The sequence below is a fragment of the Marinobacterium aestuarii genome (genome assembly GCF_001651805.1).
Classification (GTDB): Bacteria; Pseudomonadota; Gammaproteobacteria; order Pseudomonadales; family Balneatricaceae; genus Marinobacterium_A; species Marinobacterium_A aestuarii.
The window spans coordinates 1,265,563-1,282,836 of sequence record NZ_CP015839.1 but is presented as its reverse complement, the minus strand read 5'-3'; the positions used below and the strand labels follow the sequence as shown (position 1 = coordinate 1,282,836).

Annotated in this window: 16 protein-coding genes and 1 tRNA gene; 7 read left to right on the top strand and 10 right to left on the bottom strand. The window is 61.3% G+C overall.

Going from position 1 to position 17,274, the window contains the following annotated elements; translation table 11 throughout:
* Window positions 1-10: 10 nt before the first annotated feature.
* Together A8C75_RS05635 and A8C75_RS05630 are read left to right on the top strand one after the other, a co-directional pair.
* Window positions 11-2,197 carry a xanthine dehydrogenase family protein molybdopterin-binding subunit gene (locus tag A8C75_RS05635; protein WP_067379290.1) on the top strand — a complete coding sequence of 729 codons (2,187 nt, stop codon included), beginning with the start codon at window positions 11-13 and terminating at the stop codon, window positions 2,195-2,197.
* Between the two features lie 85 nt (window positions 2,198-2,282).
* Window positions 2,283-3,338 (top strand): XdhC family protein, encoded by a 1,056-nt coding sequence (locus tag A8C75_RS05630; protein ID WP_067379288.1) that lies wholly within the window; start codon window positions 2,283-2,285, stop codon window positions 3,336-3,338.
* Window positions 3,339-3,374: 36 nt separating this feature from the next.
* Here A8C75_RS05630 and istB read toward each other — a convergent pair whose 3' ends face one another.
* The 3 genes from istB to A8C75_RS05615 all read right to left on the bottom strand — a co-directional run bounded on the left by istB (window position 3,375) and on the right by A8C75_RS05615 (window position 6,352).
* Window positions 3,375-4,130: an IS21-like element helper ATPase IstB gene (gene istB / locus A8C75_RS05625; RefSeq protein WP_067379286.1), complete on the bottom strand. Its 756-nt coding sequence runs from the start codon at window positions 4,128-4,130 to the stop codon at window positions 3,375-3,377.
* 29 nt (window positions 4,131-4,159) lie between these two features.
* A complete protein-coding gene (istA, locus tag A8C75_RS05620) occupies window positions 4,160-5,701 on the bottom strand; it encodes an IS21 family transposase (protein WP_067379283.1) in 1,542 nt (513 codons plus the stop codon).
* Between the two features lie 574 nt (window positions 5,702-6,275).
* Window positions 6,276-6,352, bottom strand: a tRNA-Met gene (locus A8C75_RS05615).
* Between the two features lie 157 nt (window positions 6,353-6,509).
* Here A8C75_RS05615 and A8C75_RS05610 point away from each other — a divergent pair.
* On the top strand, window positions 6,510-7,370 hold the full coding sequence (locus A8C75_RS05610; RefSeq protein WP_067379280.1) for a DUF72 domain-containing protein: 861 nt from the start codon (window positions 6,510-6,512) through the stop codon (window positions 7,368-7,370).
* Window positions 7,370-7,987 carry a DsbA family protein gene (locus tag A8C75_RS05605; RefSeq protein WP_084783777.1) on the top strand — a complete coding sequence of 206 codons (618 nt, stop codon included), beginning with the start codon at window positions 7,370-7,372 and terminating at the stop codon, window positions 7,985-7,987. Before A8C75_RS05610 ends, A8C75_RS05605 begins: the two co-directional genes overlap by 1 nt.
* Window positions 7,988-8,007: 20 nt before the next feature.
* On the opposite strand, the gene A8C75_RS24175 is transcribed toward A8C75_RS05605, so the two are convergent.
* Window positions 8,008-8,451 (bottom strand): cold-shock protein, encoded by a 444-nt coding sequence (locus A8C75_RS24175; protein ID WP_067379276.1) that lies wholly within the window; start codon window positions 8,449-8,451, stop codon window positions 8,008-8,010.
* A gap of 191 nt (window positions 8,452-8,642) precedes the next feature.
* Between A8C75_RS24175 and A8C75_RS05595 the strand changes: the two genes are divergently transcribed.
* Entirely contained in the window at window positions 8,643-8,858 is a 216-nt protein-coding gene (locus A8C75_RS05595) for a SlyX family protein (protein ID WP_067379273.1), read from the top strand.
* 1 nt (window position 8,859) lies between these two features.
* Window positions 8,860-11,172, top strand: a complete 2,313-nt coding sequence (gene plsB, locus A8C75_RS05590) for a glycerol-3-phosphate 1-O-acyltransferase PlsB (protein ID WP_067379271.1) — start codon at window positions 8,860-8,862, stop codon at window positions 11,170-11,172.
* Between the two features lie 2 nt (window positions 11,173-11,174).
* On the opposite strand, the gene A8C75_RS05585 is transcribed toward plsB, so the two are convergent.
* The 6 genes from A8C75_RS05585 to mpl form a co-directional block, all read right to left on the bottom strand.
* Complete coding sequence (locus A8C75_RS05585) at window positions 11,175-11,972, bottom strand: class I SAM-dependent methyltransferase (protein ID WP_067379269.1); 798 nt, start codon at window positions 11,970-11,972, stop codon at window positions 11,175-11,177.
* Between the two features lie 77 nt (window positions 11,973-12,049).
* Window positions 12,050-12,331, bottom strand: coding sequence for a hypothetical protein (locus tag A8C75_RS05580; RefSeq protein ID WP_067379267.1), 282 nt, complete (start codon window positions 12,329-12,331; stop codon window positions 12,050-12,052).
* 81 nt (window positions 12,332-12,412) lie between these two features.
* A complete protein-coding gene (locus A8C75_RS05575; RefSeq protein WP_067379263.1) occupies window positions 12,413-13,213 on the bottom strand; it encodes an undecaprenyl-diphosphate phosphatase in 801 nt (266 codons plus the stop codon).
* Window positions 13,214-13,215: 2 nt separating this feature from the next.
* Window positions 13,216-13,899: a tRNA (adenosine(37)-N6)-threonylcarbamoyltransferase complex dimerization subunit type 1 TsaB gene (gene tsaB / locus A8C75_RS05570; RefSeq protein WP_067379260.1), complete on the bottom strand. Its 684-nt coding sequence runs from the start codon at window positions 13,897-13,899 to the stop codon at window positions 13,216-13,218.
* Between the two features lie 164 nt (window positions 13,900-14,063).
* A complete protein-coding gene (locus A8C75_RS05565) occupies window positions 14,064-14,699 on the bottom strand; it encodes a flavin prenyltransferase UbiX (protein ID WP_067379257.1) in 636 nt (211 codons plus the stop codon).
* Window positions 14,696-16,105, bottom strand: coding sequence for a UDP-N-acetylmuramate:L-alanyl-gamma-D-glutamyl-meso-diaminopimelate ligase (gene mpl, locus A8C75_RS05560; protein WP_067379254.1), 1,410 nt, complete (start codon window positions 16,103-16,105; stop codon window positions 14,696-14,698). Before mpl ends, A8C75_RS05565 begins: the two co-directional genes overlap by 4 nt.
* A gap of 172 nt (window positions 16,106-16,277) precedes the next feature.
* Between mpl and A8C75_RS05555 the strand changes: the two genes are divergently transcribed.
* Entirely contained in the window at window positions 16,278-17,252 is a 975-nt protein-coding gene (locus A8C75_RS05555; protein ID WP_067379251.1) for a class 1 fructose-bisphosphatase, read from the top strand.
* Window positions 17,253-17,274 lie beyond the last annotated feature (22 nt).

The following is a 17,274-nucleotide window of genomic DNA, read 5'->3' as shown; positions in this document are numbered from 1 at the left end:
GGGAATCCAGATGCGTAGAATCCGCTCCAACAAACATCAGGGCCTGGTTTCCAGCCGCCGCGACTTCCTGAAACTCATCACCACGGCAGGTGCAGGCCTGACGCTGGCCATGAACCTGCCCCTGGCGATGGCCGCCGAATCCACTGCCGCCGCTGGCGTCGACTTTGAGCCCAATGCCTTTGTTCGTATCGGCACCGATGGCCGCGTCACCGTACTGATGAAACACCTGGAAATGGGCCAGGGCACCTTCACCGGCCTGGCCACCCTGGTGGCCGAAGAGCTCGATGCCGACTGGTCTGCGCTCGTAGCAGAAGGCGCGCCGGCCGATGCCTCGCGTTACAACAATCTGCTCTTTGGCACCGTACAGGGCACCGGCGGCAGCACCGCCATGGCCAACTCCTTTATGCAGATGCGCACCGCCGGCGCCACCGCTCGAGCCATGCTGGTCGCCGCCGCCGCACAGCGCTGGAAAGTCCCCGCCAGCGAGATTCAGGTCAGCCAGGGCATCCTCAGCCATAGCGCCTCCGGCAAGAGCGCAGGCTTTGGCGAGCTGGCAGAACTCGCCGCGCAGCAACCCGTTCCAGATGTACAGTCGCTGCGCCTGAAGGACCCGGCGGACTTTGCCTATATAGGCCGGTCGCTGCCACGGCTGGACCGGGGCAAGACCGATGGCAGTGCACTGTTCACTCAGGACGTGCAACTGGAGGGCATGCTGACGGCCCTGGTCGCCCACCCGCCGCGCTTTGGCGCCAGTGTCAAACACTATGACGCCGCCAAGGCACTGGCATCGCCTGGTGTGGTGGACGTGGTGCAAATTCCCAGCGGCATCGCGGTGCTGGGACATGATTTCTGGAGTGCCAAGAAAGGCCGAGACCTGCTCAGCATTGACTGGGACGAAAGTGTCGCCTTTACCGGTAGCAGCGCAGACATGCTGCACAAATACCGCACCCTGGCCGACCAGCCAGGCGCCGTCGCCCGCGCCGATGGTGATGCAGTCACAGCCCTTGCAAGCGCCACCACAGTGGTGGAAGCCGTATTCGAAGTGCCCTATCTGGCCCACGCCGCCATGGAGCCCATGAATGCCGTGGCGCTGGTAAACGCTGCCGGCTGTGAAATCTGGAACGGCGAGCAGTTCCAGACCGTCGACCAGTCGGCCGTAGCCACCGTGCTGGGGCTCAAGCCCGAACAGGTGAAGATCAACATGCTGCTGGCCGGCGGCAGCTTCGGTCGCCGGGCCAATCCCCATTCCGACTACGTGATCGAGGCCGTCCTGATCGCCAACGCCAGGCAGGGCACGCCGGTCAAGCTCGTCTGGACCCGCGAAGATGACACCCGCGCCGGCTATTACCGCCCGATGTACGTACATAAAGTCCGCGCAGGCCTGGACGCCAGCGGCAACCCCGTTGCCTGGGAACAGCGCATCGTCGGCCAGTCCATCGGCACGGGCACCGCCTTCGAAGCCTTCATCGTCAAGGATGGTATCGACTCCACCTCGGTTGAAGGTGCCTCCAACCTGCCCTACCAGATCCCGAACCTGCAGGTGGAACTGCACAGCGTGGATAATCCGGTGCCGGTGCAATGGTGGCGTTCGGTGGGTCACACTCACACCGCCTTTTCCACCGAAATTATCGTCGATGAACTGGCTCGGGCCGCGAAGCAGGATCCGGTGGACTTTCGCCTCAAACTGCTGAGCCAGCACCCCCGTCACCATGCCGTACTGAAAATGGCCGCGGAAAAAGCCAACTGGGGCGCAGCATTGCCCGCAGGCTGGGGGCGTGGCGTGGCCGTACACGAATCCTTTAACAGCTTCGTCGCCCAGGTGGCCGAGGTTTCGGTACAGGAAAACGGCAGTTTCAAGGTGGAACGCGTCGTCTGCGCGGTGGACTGCGGCCTGGCCATCAACCCGGATATCATCCGCACCCAGATCGAAGGCGGTATCGGTTTTGGCCTGTCTGCGGCATTACTGAGTGAAATTACCCTAAAGGACGGGCGGGTAGCGCAATCCAACTTCCACGACTTCCAGGTACTGCGCATTAACCAGATGCCGGCCATCGAAGTGCATATCATGCCCTCGGCAGAAGCTCCCACGGGCGTGGGCGAACCCGGTACGCCACCCATAGCACCGGCCGTTGCCAACGCACTTAGTGCCGCCACAGGCCAGCGCTTCCAGCGCCTGCCGCTGAAGCTCAACAGCTAAGCGCCACCACCGGGGCGCCCCTGGGCGTGCCCGGTCACCCTTTCCTATGTGATGCACAATGTTTTATCAAGAATGAGCGCTGCTTATGGCAAATGACCTCTCCCACCTGCTGCAGCAATGGTACCCCCAGCGGGACAGTGCCAACTGGGTGCTGGGTACCGTTTACCAGACCGAGGGCCCCTGCTACCGCAAGCCCGGCGCCACCATGCTGTTCAACAGCCTTGGGCAGCAGTTTGGGCTGCTCAGCGGCGGCTGCCTGGAATCAGACATTCACCGCCATGCTCGTCAGGTCATGCACAGTCACAAGGCCATGACACTCTGCTACGACGGCAGCGACGAGGATGACCTGTCATACCAGCTGGGCATTGGCTGCGGCGGCACCGTACATATTTTGCTGCAACCCATTCTGGCGCAACAGCAGTACCTGCAGCTCGATGCCCTGCACCAGGCGCTCGGCAACCGCACAGGCGGCTATCTGTACCAGCGCATTCCCGATGCCGCCGGCCAGGTAGAAAACCGCTTTATTGCCACAGACGCGCCCAGCGAAACTATGACCTCGGCATCCCGCCTGATCATGGAAGCCGGGCAGCAGTGGCTGGTGACACAGATCCGCCCCGCCCCCCACCTGCTGATCGCAGGCGGCGGCCTCGATGCCCGGCCTCTCGTCGCCATGGCGCACCAACTGGGCTGGCACACCAGCCTGTGGGACCCGCGCCCCGCCAACGCCAGGCGCGAACACTTCCCCACAGCCAATCGCATCATCCAGACGCCTGTCGATAGTCTCGCCGACTATGCCCGCACCGAGAAGGTCGATGCCACCGTACTGATGACCCACAACATAGGCCTCGATGCCGCCGCCCTGGAAGCACTCAACAGCACCCCGCTGCGCTACTGCGCCCTGCTGGGCCCACAGCACCGCCGCGCCCAGGTACTGCAGGCCGCGAACCTGAGCGAAGCCCAGCTCACCACCCCCATCGCCGGCCCCGCTGGACTCGACATAGGCGCCGAACTGCCCGAAAGCATCGCCCTGGCCATCCTCGCCGAATGCCACGCCCAACTACAGCAGCGCAGCGCCCGCTCCCTCAGCAACCCCGCATTGCGTATTCCGGCGAAGATGAACACCGATTCCGGACGAACGTGAACACCTGATTTCTCAACGCATCACGCCCTGGTGTTTTTAGCCCAGGTGTTCATCTTCGGTCAACTGCCCAAGGAGTTTTCGCATCGACTCGCCCTTCAGCGGGAGCCGGTGCGCGTTGTGCATCAGCCGGTCCAGGATGGCGTCCGCCAGGGTATTGTCGCCGATGCTGGCGTACCACTGGTCGGTCGGCAACTGGCTGATCACCAGCGTCGAGGTCTGGCCGTGGCGGTCGTCCATGATCTCCATCAGGTCGTTGCGGTGAGCCGGCTTCAGCGGCTCCAGTCCCCAGTCGTCGATCTGTAGCAGCTGAACCTTCGCCAGCTGCTTGAGCAGCTTGTGGTAGCTGCCGTCGGCCTTGGCCTGGGTCAGCTCCAGCAGCAGACGGGAGAGCCGGTAGTAGCGGACGCTGTAGCCCCGCAGGCAGGCGCTGTGGCCCAGCGCGCAGCCGAGGTAGGTCTTGCCGCTGCCGCAGGGCCCCGTGATCAGCAGGTTCTGGGCCCGGTCGATCCAGTCCCCCTGTGCCAGCCGGGCAACCTGGGTCTGGCTGACGTTGCGCGGGTGCTGGTAGTCGATGTCCTGCACGGTGGCGCTGAGCTTGAAGCGCGCCTGGCGGATCAGGCGCTCGTGCTTGCGGTGCTCCCGGCTTAGGCTTTCCTGCTCGACCAGCAGACCGAGCCGCTCGATGAACGACAGCGCCTCATAGGTGCCAACCTGTTCCAGCTGGGTTTGCAGGGCGCGGGCCATGCCGCCGAGTTTGAGGTGGCGCAGCTGCGCCAGGATCTGGGTGCTCATAGGGGTTGTCCTCGGGTGTGTCGAAGGCGTCAGTGGAAGCTGTGGGGACCACGGATGTTCTCGTGCTGCTGGGGCAGCTCGGCCTGGACGCTGAGCGTCTCGGGCAGCCGGTCGCGGTTGCTGAGCAAGATCGACTTGATCTGCTTCAGGCGGATCAGGCCCTCCCGGTTGGCGATGCCGCAGGCCGCATCCAAGCGCTCGGCTGGATAGTCCCGACTCAGGTTCAGCAGTCCCAGGCAGATCCGGTAGGCCTGCTCGGGATGGGCTTTGGCGGCCAGTTGCTCCGCCACCCAGGTCAACACCTCGGGCCCGATGTCCTTGGCCCAGTTCTTGAGCCGTCCCGGCGTCCATTGCTGCTGCTTCTGGTGGCGCTTGGGCATGTGACTGGCCTCAGTCGTGGTGCCGGGCCGGTGCTTGCGCGGGTGGGAGGCGACCGGCCGTTGCCGGAAGTACAGGGTGATCAAGGTGTCGCTGGCGTGCAGCTCCAGGGTCTCGCCGACATACTGGTGCGGCACCGAGTAGTGATGCTGCTGGTACTGGACGTGGTAATCGATGTTGACCTTGACCCGCTTGATCTCGACGTAGCGGTAGGGGTGGCTGGGCAGCGGTCGCAGTGCTGGCCGGTCGAGCTGCTCGAAGGCCTGCCGGCGGTTGCCCGGCAGTTGCTTGAACGGCTTCTCGTTCAGCTCCTCCAGAAGGGCCCGAATACACTGGTTGACCTCGGCCAGAGAGAAGAAGCTGTGGTGGCGTAGGCGGGCCAGGATCCAGCGCTCGACGATCTGCACCCCAACCTCGGCCTTGGCTTTGTCTTTCGGACGATAAGGGCGCGCCGGTACCACCGCGACCTGATAGTGCTCGGCCCACTGCTGGTAGCTCGGGTTCAGGTCCGGATCGTAGCGACAGGCCCGGCTGACGCCGCTGCGGAGGTTGTCGGGCACCACGATTTCGGTCGACCCGCCAAAGTACCCCAGCATCCGCACATGACTGCCCAGCCAGTCCGGCAGCGACTGGCTCAGAGTCGCCTCGGCGTAGGTGTAGTTCGATGCCCCGAGCACCGCCACGAACACCTGCGCCTGACGCACCTCACCAGTGCTGGCGCAGATGATCGGTACCGTCGGCCCACAGTAGTCGACGAAGCACTTCTCGCCGGCCCGGTGGGTCTGGCGCATCGAGCGCTTCTGCTGGCCGCACCACTGGCGGTAGCGGTCGCAGAACTGGGAGTAGCTGTAGCAGCGGTTGGGATACTGCTGGGTGTACTCCTCCCACAGCAACTGCTTGGTCATGCCCTTGCGCTTGAGCTCCTGATGGAGGGCGGACCAGTCGGGGACTTGGTAGCGGGTGAAGGGAGCGGTATCGGCACCGGGGTAGAACAGCCGCGCCAACTGGCTGTCGTCCAGCTCGTCGGGCAAGGGCCAGACAAGCCCGAGTTCATCGGCTTTACGCAACAGTTTCTGGATGGCGCCGACACTGATTTTGGTGCTGTCCTTGATCTGACGGATCGACAGCCCAGCGGCTAGCCGCAAGCGGAGAACGTCTCGGATTTTACGCATTGGAGTCCTGTTAGCCGGCATAGCCTCTCCCTAAAAATGAGGAGAGGTTACCAAATAAGTTGAAAATCAATGCGTTAAGAATGATTCCGGACGAACGTGAACACTTATTCCGGGAATATGAACAGTGATTCCGGTGCCGTGAACGGCGATTCCGGAAATCCGACAAAAATGTTCACCTTGGGCCGGAACAGGTGTTCACGTTGAATCAGAATGGGTGTTCACGTTCCGCCGGAATGGCTGTTCACGATGGGCCGGAATATGCAGCATAGAGCCCTTTCACAACACAACTTCGCGGCAACTCTAAGAAGCAAACCCAACGCCCGCCTCTTCCAATACACAGCCTTGCCTTCAAAACAAAAAAAGGCCCGAAATCTTTCGACTTCAGACCTTTCAGCAAGACTGATTAACCACTAATTATCTATCTCTAAATACGGTAGCGGGGACAGGATTTGAACCTATGACCTTCGCTGCAGTTATAGAGAGCGAGCCCGACGCGTGGCTTTTGGCTTTTTCTGGAAAACAAAAAAGGCCTGAATCCTCTCGAATTCAGGCCTTTTTCAAGACAAATAACGATTTGTTATCTGCCTTTTAAATATGGTAGCGGGGACAGGATTTGAACCTATGACCTTCGGGTTATGAGCCCGACGAGCTACCAGACTGCTCCACCCCGCATCAACGTGGAGCGAATATTACGCGCCTTTTCTAAATAGCGCAACCCTATGAAACAAAATACTTTTTATAGCTCCTCACAGAGCACGGCACAGCCACGCCCGCTCGCAACCTCGGTATACTCAGGCCTTGCAACCAAAGCGGACGAGCGGATCTTCAGGTGTCCAAACGCTATTACATAGGCCTGCCCCAGTGGAACCATCCGCACTGGGGCAGCAGCGCCCTGAGCGGCCCCGCCGCACAGTCGACACTGCAGCGCTACGCCTCGCACTTTTCCTCGGTAGAAGGCAACTCCACCTTCTACGCACTGCCCAACGCCGCCACAGTAGAGCGCTGGCGCGAAGAAACACCGCAGCACTTCCGGTTCTGTCTCAAACTTCCACAGCACATCAGCCATCGCCTGCAACTGCGCCATTGCCAGGACGAACTGCGCGGCTTTATCGACTGCATCAGCCCGCTGCAGGACAAGCTCGGTCAGCTGTTCGTTCAGCTGCCGGCGCGCTTTGGGCCTGACGGCCTCGACACTCTGAGACAATTTCTCACGCAGCTGCCAGCAGGCTTCAGCTATACCCTGGAAGTGCGGCACCCCGAATTTTTCGCCAAGGGCGAGGCGGAACGCGCGCTCAATCGCCTGCTGATCGAGCGGGGCATCAACCGCACTCTGTTCGATACCCGCGCGCTCTTTGCACTGCCGCGGGACGATGCCGCGACACAGGACGCATTGCAAAAGAAACCGCGGGTGCCGCTGCACGTTATCGCCACCGCACAGGCACCGATGGTACGCTTTATCAGCCCCATGGATTATCGCAGCGCCGATCCCTGGCTGGCGCCCTGGGTCGGCATGGTCGCGCGCTGGCTGGAGGAAGGCCGCCAGCCCTATCTGTTCTTTCATACGCCGGATAACCGCGAGTCACCCTTGCTGGCCGAGCACTTTGCCCGCGAGCTGGCCAGCCACTGCCCCGACGCCCAGGGGCTGACACCCTGGACACACACCGTGCAACAACAGGAGACACTGTTCTGATGAATGCTCTGATCTATATCATGGACCCCATGTGCAGCTGGTGCTGGGCCTTCGTCCCCGAGCTGCAGACGGTTCGCAGCCGTTTCACCAAGCTGCCGGTCAGTTTCATCATGGGCGGGCTGGCACCGGACAGCACCGACCCCATGGATGCGGGTCTGGCCCGCCAGATTCAAGCCACCTGGCAGCAGATTGAAGACCGTACAGGCACTGTCTTCAATCATGATTTCTGGACACAGAACAGCCCGCGCCGCGCCACCTACGATGCCTGTCGTGCGGTGATTGCCGCCACACGCATTCGGCCGGATACGCAGGAGGCCATGATCGATGCGATTCAGCGGGGTTATTACCTGCAGGCGAAGAATCCGTCCGACAAAGAGGTACTGATAGAAATGGCCCAGCAGATCGGGCTGGAGGCTGAACTTTTCGGCCAGTATCTGGGCGATGACATGACCCAGGGCATGCTGCAGCAACACCTGGCAATCAAGGGAAGTTTGGGGGTACAGGGATTTCCGACACTGCTGCTGCAACAAGGCGAGGAACTGCACTGGCTCAGTACAGGATACCGTCAGGCAGACGGCATTATTGCGCAGCTGGAGAAATTAACAGGGGAGCACTGAGCTCCCCCTTGTGACAGGGGTCAGGTACGGGCGACTGAAACGTCTTCCGCCTGCAAGCCCTTGTCGCTTTCGCGTACATTGAAGCGAACCTGCTGACCTTCTGTCAGCGAACGGTGTCCACGGCCGCGAATGTTGCGAAAATGCACGAATACATCGTCGCCATTCTCACGCGTAATAAAACCAAAACCCTTGGATACGTTAAACCACTTTACCTGACCGGTTTCACGGGTATCGTTTTCGTCATCATACTCCTCTTCACTTAACTCCATTTCAGTAGCCTGGGCCTGGGATTTCACACCCCATCCCGACGCTAGGGAAGCCGCCAGAACAACCACAAAGACTACCGCCAGTACCGGAACACTCAGTGCTACTTCTACCTTGGCAACAGCAGCCAATAAAACCGGAATCAATACTGCAGCTAAAGCGCTGACAACAAGGCCGCGTATCAGTTGATTACCACTCATTTAGTCATCTCTTGTATTAATCCATTTACATCAAAATAAACCCGCCCACACCAATAGAACGGGGGACGATCGCCACATATAGCGAATTTTGCGTATTTTTTCAACAGCTTAAGCCTTTTAATAGACTATTATCTGTAGAATACTGGCTGATTTAGACTGTAACCTTCACGCCTGCACGGAACCAATTGCACATGAGTGACACACCACGGCTGGACGATCTGGAGTCCCGGATCGCCTTTCAGGAAGACACCCTCGATACGCTTAATGCAATAGTGGCACGCCAGGATATCGAGATTCAGCGCCTTACCAGCATGGTCAAAGCCCTTAGCGGCCAGGTCAAACAGCTGGCACCGGCACCGGCATCGGCCGATGATATGGCCGACGAACCACCGCCACCGCACTACTGATATGAAGCTGCTCGAGCTGGTCGGCCGCCCGCTACTGTCCTGGATGGTTACCGCCACCACTCTGGGCAGCGCCCACCTGCACGGCGGCCCGCGGGTACGCTATGTACTGGAAAGCGATCGCTGGAGTCATGTGCAGCTGCTGCTTGAGCAGGCCCGCCGCGCCGGTGTGGACATTAAGACCGAACAGATCATTTTTGCCCGCAGCGGTGGCCAGCAGGTACTGAAGCAACACCTGAGCGAACTCTGCCAGCAGAGCCTGCAGGACCCGCAATACAAGATTGAGCTGATCCCGGTGTCCATTTTCCATGGCCGCCTGCCCATCCGCGAAACATCCTGGCTCAATCTCATGTACGCCGAGGCCTGGGATCAGGGAGGACGCATCGGACGCCTGATGCAGCTGCTGATCAACGGCCGCCAGAGCCTGATTCAGATAGACCCGCCGCTGCAGCTGCAGGACCTGGTTAACAGCACCCCGGATGCCACCACCCTGACCCGCAAGGCCAGCCTGTTGCTGCTGCAGCACTTTCGTACCCGGCGCCGTGCCGTGGTCGGCCCGGATCTATCCCATCGCCGTACACTGATGAGCATGATCCTGCATCACCCCGGGGTACAGCAGGCCATCGCAACCAGGGCCCGGGAAAAGCGTGAAAACATTCACCAGGCCAGCCGCTATGCGGCACGCGAACTGCAGCGCATTGCGGCCAACTTCAGCCCGGTCACTGCAAGACTACTGCACCCACTGCTCAATGCCACCTGGCGCCGACTCTACGACGATGTTGAAATCCTCGGGCTCGACCGGCTGCGCGAGCGCGCCCTGGACCACCAGCTGGTATACCTGCCTTGCCACCGCAGCCACATGGACTATCTGCTGCTGTCCTGGGCGCTGTACCGCCACGGTCTGATGCTGCCCCACGTTGCCGCCGGCGACAATCTGGACATACCGATCATAGGCCCGATTCTCAAACGCGGCGGCGCCATCTTCATGCGCCGCAGCTTTCAGAACGATGGCCTCTACCGCGCACTCTACCAGCAGTACCTGGCCCTGATGTCGCGCCACGGCCACGCCCTGGAGTATTTTATCGAGGGTGGCCGCAGCCGCACCGGTCGCCTGCTACCCGCCCGCACCGGGCTGCTGAACATGACGCTGGATGCCTGGTGCGCCAGCCCGGAACGCCCGGTGGCATTGGTGCCCGTCTGGATCGGCTACGACCGGGTGGTCGAAGCCCATAGCTATCAGCGCGAACTCAGCGGTGACAACAGCCGCCACCCGGGCACCCTCAATAGTCTACAAAGCGTCTGGCAGGTGCTGCGCCAGCGCTTCGGTCGGGTGTCTGTCAGTATCGGCGAGCCCATTGCACTGGCCGATGCGGTCAATCCACACCTGCCCACCCGCCCCCAGGCCCATGCCTTAGGCCGGCAGCTCTTGGAGCGCATCAACCAGGCCGCCGTACTGACCGAAACGGGCGTGCTGGCAACCGTAATGCTGGGGCAGCCCCAACTGATACTGGATAGCGACAGCCTGGCCCTGCAGTGCGACCAGCTGCGTCAGCTTGCACAGCGCCTGCCCAACGCGCCTGCGAGCGTACCGCCCGAAGCCCCGGCCCACTGGATCACCCGCGCCCGCGACCGCAAACAGCTCGAACAGTCCGGTAACCAGGTACGGCTGGAGCCGGCCCAGGGGCGGGAAATGACCTTTTATCGCAACAATATGATGCACCTGTTCGTGCTGCCGGGCCTGTGCCTGCTGCTGGTCAGGCGCAGCGCCAAACCGCTGCCACAGCTGATTACCCGCATGTTGCGGGTACTCTATCCCTACCTGCAGGCCGAGCTGTTCCTGCCCTGGCCGGAGCCAAACTTCAGCGCCGTGGCGGCACAGTTGCGCCAGAGCCTGCTGGATCAGGGCCTGCTGACACGCGAGGGCAAACAGCTGCGCGCCTGCGACAGCGATACCGCCCTGTGCCTGATGCGCAACGCCGAGCCCGTACTGCTGCGCTATTACCTGCTGTGCAGAATACTGCAGCGCTACAAGGCGCTGGAGCAGGACGAACTGATGGAAAGGTCGCTGCAACTGGCAGCAAAGCTGCAGCGCGAGTTTGGTTTTGATTCGGCGGAATATGCCGACAAGCGGGTACTGAGCGGATTTGTTGAGCAGCTGATCGATCGGGAGATACTGCAGTTCAAGGGCAGCCAGATTCAGCCACGGGTCTCACTCGATGGCCTGATGAAACAGGCCCGCGGCCTGCTGACAGAGCGCCGACTGAGCTTCATCGACCAGCAACTGGACGACCAAAGCCAGCGCTCACTTGAGGGCTGAACCTAAGCCAGCTTTTTCAGCGCATAAATATCGTAACGACTGGACTTGCCCGCCAGCTGCACACTGGGGGCCGGGCCCGGAATCACCGGCGCCTTGCGCGGGCGCTTCACCACCACCCGGTTGGCCGCCGCCGCAAGAGCGGCCTCCAGCAAGAGGCCGGCATCGGCATCATCGCCCACCAGATCGCGGAACAGCCGCATTTCCTTTTTCACCAGGGCGCTCTTGTCCGAGTGCGGAAACATCGGATCCACATAGACCACCTGGGGTCTGTCTTCACGCCCCGCCTGCTCGGCCAGCCAGGTAATGCTGTCCGCCTCTATCAGCTGCATGCGGGCGACAATTTCTGCCACCTCCAGATCATCCTGCCGAGCCCGGCCCAGGCCGTCGGCCAAGAGCAACTGAATAACCGGAACACGTTCAATCAGCTGCACCTCGCAGCCAAGGCTCGCCAGCACAAAGCTGTCGCGCCCAAGGCCCGCGGTCACATCCGCCACCCTGGGGCGCACGCCCTGGCGCACGCCCACGGCCTTGGCTATCAGCTGGCCGGAGCCGCCACCGTGCAGCCGCCGATGGGCCACGGCTCCGCCAACAAAATCCACCCACACAGGACCTGGCGCCTTGCGCCCGGTGGGCTGCAACTGCAGCCCCTCGCGGGTAACACGCAGCAGCGACTCATAGTCACAGCGGCCAAGATCTGCGCCACAGAGTAAGTTCAGCCCCAGCTGCTCAGACAATTCCCGGGCGCGGGTTAGGTGTTCGGGGTGAGTGTACTCAACGGCAAGACTGGCGGATTCTGTCATGAAGAGGTCTATATGAGGAGGTCTATTCAGGGGCAGCTTTGGCGCGCTGCGGATAAATAAGGTGCGGGGGCTGACCGTCAGATCAGCACATCGACAAAGGCCACATCGGCCAGGCCCGAGGGATTGCGCGACTGGGTAGCATCATAAGCCAGCAGCGCGCGCTGACTGTGATAATCCAGCGAGGCAAAGTGCGCATCAGCCTGGGCATCACGCCGACGTCCTTGTCCCTGGCTCGCCAGACGCGGCTCCCACTCCCCTTCACGCACCAGCTCCTGCGGCTCGGTGGCGCTGCGATCAGCCTGGCGACGCTTGAGCGCCGCCCGGGGTGCCGGCAGGCGAAAACTGGAACCTATCTGCATACATCAAGTCTGGCGCATTAAGGGATTCCAGTATCGCCAATAACGCGCCGGAAATAAACGCCAACGCTCGGCCAGAGCCTATTAAGCGGCGAAATACACCACCAGCAAGGCCACACCCAGCAACAGCCGGTAGATAACGAAGGGCAGCATGCCAATACGGTTCAGCCAGCTCAGAAACAGCCAGATACAGGCCCAGGCACTGAGTGCCGCCAGCACGGCACCCAGCCCTACCAGTTCCCAGCTGGCGGCGGAGCCTGACTGCGCCAGATCAATGCCCTTGAAAACACCGGCGCCAACGATAATCGGAATGGACAGCAGGAAGGAAAAACGCGCCGCAGCATCGCGATCAAATCCCAGCATCAGACCTGCGGTCATGGTAATACCGGAACGGGATGTACCCGGAATCAGCGCCATGGCCTGGGCCAGACCGATCCAGAGCGCATCCCTAGGGCCCAGGTTTACCAGTGTACGCACTTCCTGGCGCCGGCTGTCCGCCCAGCCCAGCAGGGCGCCAAAGATCAGCGTGGTGCCTGCGATCACCAGAATCGAGCGGGCAAGGTGCTCGATCATATTGCTGAGGAAAAAGCCCGCAAATACCGCCGGCAACGTTGCCAGCAGCAGATACCAGGACAGGGCCGAGTCCGCCGTGCGGGTGCCGCCAAGAGAGCGGTACCAGGCGCTAATCAGTCGCGCCAGGTCCGCACGAAAATAGAACATCACCGCCACCAGGGTGCCGACATGCACCCCGACATCAAAGGCCAGACCCTGATCAGGCCAGCCAAACAACTGCGAGGGAAGAATAAGATGGGCGGAACTCGAAATCGGCAAAAACTCGGTCAATCCCTGAATCACGGCCAGCATAATGGCCTGATAAATATCCATGTTTACTGCTGTTCCTTTTTCTTCCAGCCACCTTCACGAATATACACCGGCAGCCCATCCTCAGGTGCCAGTCCTCGCCCGCAGGCCAGATCCCGCGCTGCAATCGGCAGCATCGCACTGGCCCTTGGGTACACCTCAAGCACAGGCGCGGTAATAGCCGCCTGCACCGCAGCACTCATGTCCGCCAGATAATTGAAACCGGGGCCGACGCCCTGCCAGCGCGCATCTTCCATTAACCTTAACTCGGAGGCGGCACAAACCTGCTCATCCAGCATGGCTTCGGGCAGGCCATTTTCCAGCCGATAGGCACACCAGTAGATTTCATCCATGCGCGCATCCAGGGCTGCGATCACCCGCTCAGCCCCCAGCAAGCGCCCCTGTTCCAGCGCCATGGCCGCCAGTGTGGAGACCGGCAAAACCGGTATATCCGCTGCAAACGCCAGCCCCTGGGCAATTCCCGTAGCGATACGAATACCGGTAAAGGAGCCAGGCCCGCGACCAAAGGCCACCGCATCCAGATCACGGGCACTCAAGCCCGCCTCACTCAGCAGGGCGTCTGCCATGGGCAGCAGCAGCTGTATATGCTTACGCGGCACTACGCGAAAATCTTCCACCACTTCACCGTCCTGCCAGAGGGCAACGGAACAGGCGTCGGTGGAGGTATCCAGTGCGAGTATCTTGCTCATTACGACCTTCTTGAACACAAACTTTTAGGCACAGGCCCCGCGCCAGCAAACACAGCGAACACAGACCCGGCAAATTCAGAGCTGGCACAACAACGGCGCACAACAGCCTGACGATTAGACAGCCGGCATTCTACCCTCGGCACTGTTACATTTCATTACCGGGGTCAATCCCTGGATGAGAGCAACCCTTCCCCCCAGCGGGGCAGCAGCGTCTGCTCAACCCCCAGCTGGTTAAGGATACGGGCGACGATGAAGTCCACCATGTCCTCTACCGACTGCGGCCGATGATAGAAACCAGGACTCGCCGGCACCACCACCACACCCATGCGGGTGAGCTTGAGCATGTGCTCCAGGTGAATCTCCGAATAGGGCGCCTCGCGGGGAACCAGTATCAGCTGACGCCGCTCCTTGAGCGCCACATCGGCGGCACGTTCGATCAGGTTGTTGCTGGCGCCGGTGGCAATGGCCGACAGGCAGCCGGTGCTGCAGGGACAGACCACCATGGACGAAGGCGCGCCTGAACCCGACGCCACCGGCGCCATCCACTGCTCGCGCCCGAACACCCTAATCTGATCCGATTTGGCGCCGTACAGCTGGCTCAAGCAAACCTGCTGTTCGTCCGGCCGGCCCGGCAATGCCAAGTCGGTTTCGGTGGCGATCACCACCTGGGCGGCCTTGGAAATCATCAGCATGACCTGAATATCCGCCGCCACCAGACACTGCAACAGCCGCAGACCGTACTGAGCCCCTGAGGCTCCGGTAATGGCCAGGGTGATGCGGCGCGGATCGCTCTGACTCATGCCAGGGCCTCCCGTTCGCGCAACGCCTGCACCAGACGCTGATGAATGCCCTCAAAGCCGCCATTGCTCATGACCAGAATATGGCTGCCGCTACGGGCTTCGCGCACCAGTTCCTCGATCAAGGCTGCGGTATCACGTGCCAGGCTCGCCGGCACCGACGACTGCGCCACTACCTCATCGAGGGACCAGTCCAGCCCCTGCGGCTGATACCAGTACACCTGACTTGCGGCCGCAACCGAAGGTGCAAGGGCGTCCCTGTGGGCCCCAAGACGCATGGTGTTGGAACGCGGCTCCACCACGGCGATGATCGGCGCCTCGCCGACTCGGGCACGCAGGCCCGCCAGGGTGGTTTCGATGGCCGTGGGATGGTGAGCAAAATCGTCGTACACGCAGACCCCGCCGACCTCGCCCACCAGCTCCATGCGCCTTTTCACGCCGCCAAAACGGCACAGCGCCTCTATGCCATGCTGCGGCCGTACGCCCACATGCCGTGCCGCCACCAGGGCCGCCAGGCCGTTGCTGACGTTATGCCGGCCAGTGTGCGCCCAGTCAACGATGCCCTGGCACGCGCCCTGGAACCAGACTTCGAACCGGCTGCCGTCATCACTCAGCAGGCGCGCCTGCCAGGCCGCCTCAGTGCCCTCATCGCCGCTGCCGCGCTCATTACCCTCATCGGCAACATCGGTGCGCACCAGCTCAGACCAGCAGCCCATCTCGATAACCGCCTCCAGCGCGGGCTGATCCCGCGGCACCACCAGCTGGCCATTGCCCGGCACTATGCGTACAAGGTGATGAAACTGGCGCTGAATAGCCGCCAGATCAGGGAAGATATCGGCGTGATCGTATTCAAGGTTATTCAGGATCAGCGTGCGCGGATGGTAGTGCACAAACTTGGAACGCTTGTCGAAAAAGGCCGTGTCGTACTCATCGGCTTCGATAACGAAAAACGGTGAATCTCCGAGGCGCGCCGATACCGGAAAATCCTTCGGCACTCCGCCAATCAGAAAGCCCGGCGCCATGCCGGTGTGCTCCAGCACCCAGGCCAGCATGGTGGCCGTGGTGGTCTTGCCGTGGGTTCCCGCCACCGCCAGCACCCAGCGCTCGTGCAGCAGGTTCTCCGACAGCCACTGCGGACCCGACTGATAGCGCAGCCCGCGATCCAGCACGGCCTCGACACAGGGGTTGCCGCGGGACATGGCATTGCCAACGATCACCATATCGGGCGCAGGCTCAAGCTGTACCGGGTCAAACCCCTGGGTCAGCTCGATCCCCTGCTGCTCCAGCTGGGTGCTCATGGGCGGATAAACGTTGGCGTCGGAGCCCGTGACGCGGTGCCCCAGTTCCTTGGCCAGAATGGCCAGCGACCCCATAAAGGTGCCGCAAATGCCCAGTATATGGATATGCACGCAACAGAATCCTGTTCTACATCGGTTTGGGGCATGATACCCGTTTTACGGCCAGGGCCGCACCCGTTTAAATCTGCATAAATTTGCCGCCAAACCATGCAAATGGCCACCAAGTCCCGTATAATTTTGCGCCGAAACTCCCCTCCAGAACCCTAAAGGTTTAAGCAGAACAATGCAGCTCCTGAGCCAGTTCCTGAAACACCAGAAGACTGACGAACAACTGGTCGAATTGATCAACACGCTGATGGTCGCATGCAAGGAAATTGCATTGCAGCTGCGTGAAGGTGAACTGGCCGGTGTATTGGGCACCACCGACAACACCAATGTGCAGGGCGAAACCCAGAAAAAGCTCGATGTCATCGCCAACGATGTACTGAAAAAGCTCCTGCTGGACAACCCTCTGGTGGCGGGCCTGGCCTCTGAAGAGGAGGACGATCCTGTTCCCGGCAACCCGAATGGCCGCTTCCTGGTGACCTTCGACCCGCTGGACGGCTCGTCCAACATCGACATCGATGTATCGGTCGGCACCATCTTTTCGGTGCTGGAACTGACCCCCGGTGAAGACCCGGCGCTGCACAAAACCTACCTGCAGAGCGGCCGTCGTCAGGTCGCCGCGGGCTACGTACTTTACGGCCCCTCCGCCGTACTGGCGATGACTACCGGCCAGGGCGTGAACTTCTTCACCCTGGCCCACACGGGCGATTTCATCCTTACCCGTGAAAACGTCCAGATTCCGCCGACGACCCGCGAGTTTGCCATCAACATGTCGAACCAGCGTCACTGGGAACCGGCCATGCAGAACTACATCGGCGACCTGCTGCTGGGCAGCGATGGCCCCCGCGGCAAGAACTACAACATGCGCTGGATCGCCTCCATGGTGGCCGAAGTGCATCGCGTACTGACCCGCGGCGGCATTTTCAGCTATCCCTGGGACGCTCGCGAACCGGCCAAGCCCGGCAAGCTGCGCCTGATGTACGAAGGCAACCCCATGAGCTTGCTGATCGAACAGGCCGGCGGCATCGCCAGCACCTGTTACGCCCCTATCCTGGATGTCCAGCCGAAAGAGATACACGAACGCGTATCCATCGCCCTGGGCTCGAGTGAAGAAGTGGAAGCCCTGCTGAGCTACCACAGCACGGACAAATAACTTACCCGGATGCACAGGGCCA

What these genes read in the sequence shown, in the direction of transcription:
- A8C75_RS05605 (WP_084783777.1), top strand. Translation starts at nt 7,370, where the DNA reads ATGAATGCTCTGATCTATATCATGGACCCCATGTGCAGCTGGTGCTGG.
- tsaB (WP_067379260.1), bottom strand. Translation starts at nt 13,899, where the DNA reads ATGAGCAAGATACTCGCACTGGATACCTCCACCGACGCCTGTTCCGTT.
- A8C75_RS05630 (WP_067379288.1), top strand. Translation starts at nt 2,283, where the DNA reads ATGGCAAATGACCTCTCCCACCTGCTGCAGCAATGGTACCCCCAGCGG.
- A8C75_RS05585 (WP_067379269.1), bottom strand. Translation starts at nt 11,972, where the DNA reads ATGACAGAATCCGCCAGTCTTGCCGTTGAGTACACTCACCCCGAACAC.
- A8C75_RS05575 (WP_067379263.1), bottom strand. Translation starts at nt 13,213, where the DNA reads ATGGATATTTATCAGGCCATTATGCTGGCCGTGATTCAGGGATTGACC.
- A8C75_RS05565 (WP_067379257.1), bottom strand. Translation starts at nt 14,699, where the DNA reads ATGAGTCAGAGCGATCCGCGCCGCATCACCCTGGCCATTACCGGAGCC.
- istA (WP_067379283.1), bottom strand. Translation starts at nt 5,701, where the DNA reads ATGCCGGCTAACAGGACTCCAATGCGTAAAATCCGAGACGTTCTCCGC.
- A8C75_RS05555 (WP_067379251.1), top strand. Translation starts at nt 16,278, where the DNA reads ATGCAGCTCCTGAGCCAGTTCCTGAAACACCAGAAGACTGACGAACAA.
- istB (WP_067379286.1), bottom strand. Translation starts at nt 4,130, where the DNA reads ATGAGCACCCAGATCCTGGCGCAGCTGCGCCACCTCAAACTCGGCGGC.
- A8C75_RS05595 (WP_067379273.1), top strand. Translation starts at nt 8,643, where the DNA reads ATGAGTGACACACCACGGCTGGACGATCTGGAGTCCCGGATCGCCTTT.
- A8C75_RS24175 (WP_067379276.1), bottom strand. Translation starts at nt 8,451, where the DNA reads ATGAGTGGTAATCAACTGATACGCGGCCTTGTTGTCAGCGCTTTAGCT.
- A8C75_RS05580 (WP_067379267.1), bottom strand. Translation starts at nt 12,331, where the DNA reads ATGCAGATAGGTTCCAGTTTTCGCCTGCCGGCACCCCGGGCGGCGCTC.
- plsB (WP_067379271.1), top strand. Translation starts at nt 8,860, where the DNA reads ATGAAGCTGCTCGAGCTGGTCGGCCGCCCGCTACTGTCCTGGATGGTT.
- A8C75_RS05635 (WP_067379290.1), top strand. Translation starts at nt 11, where the DNA reads ATGCGTAGAATCCGCTCCAACAAACATCAGGGCCTGGTTTCCAGCCGC.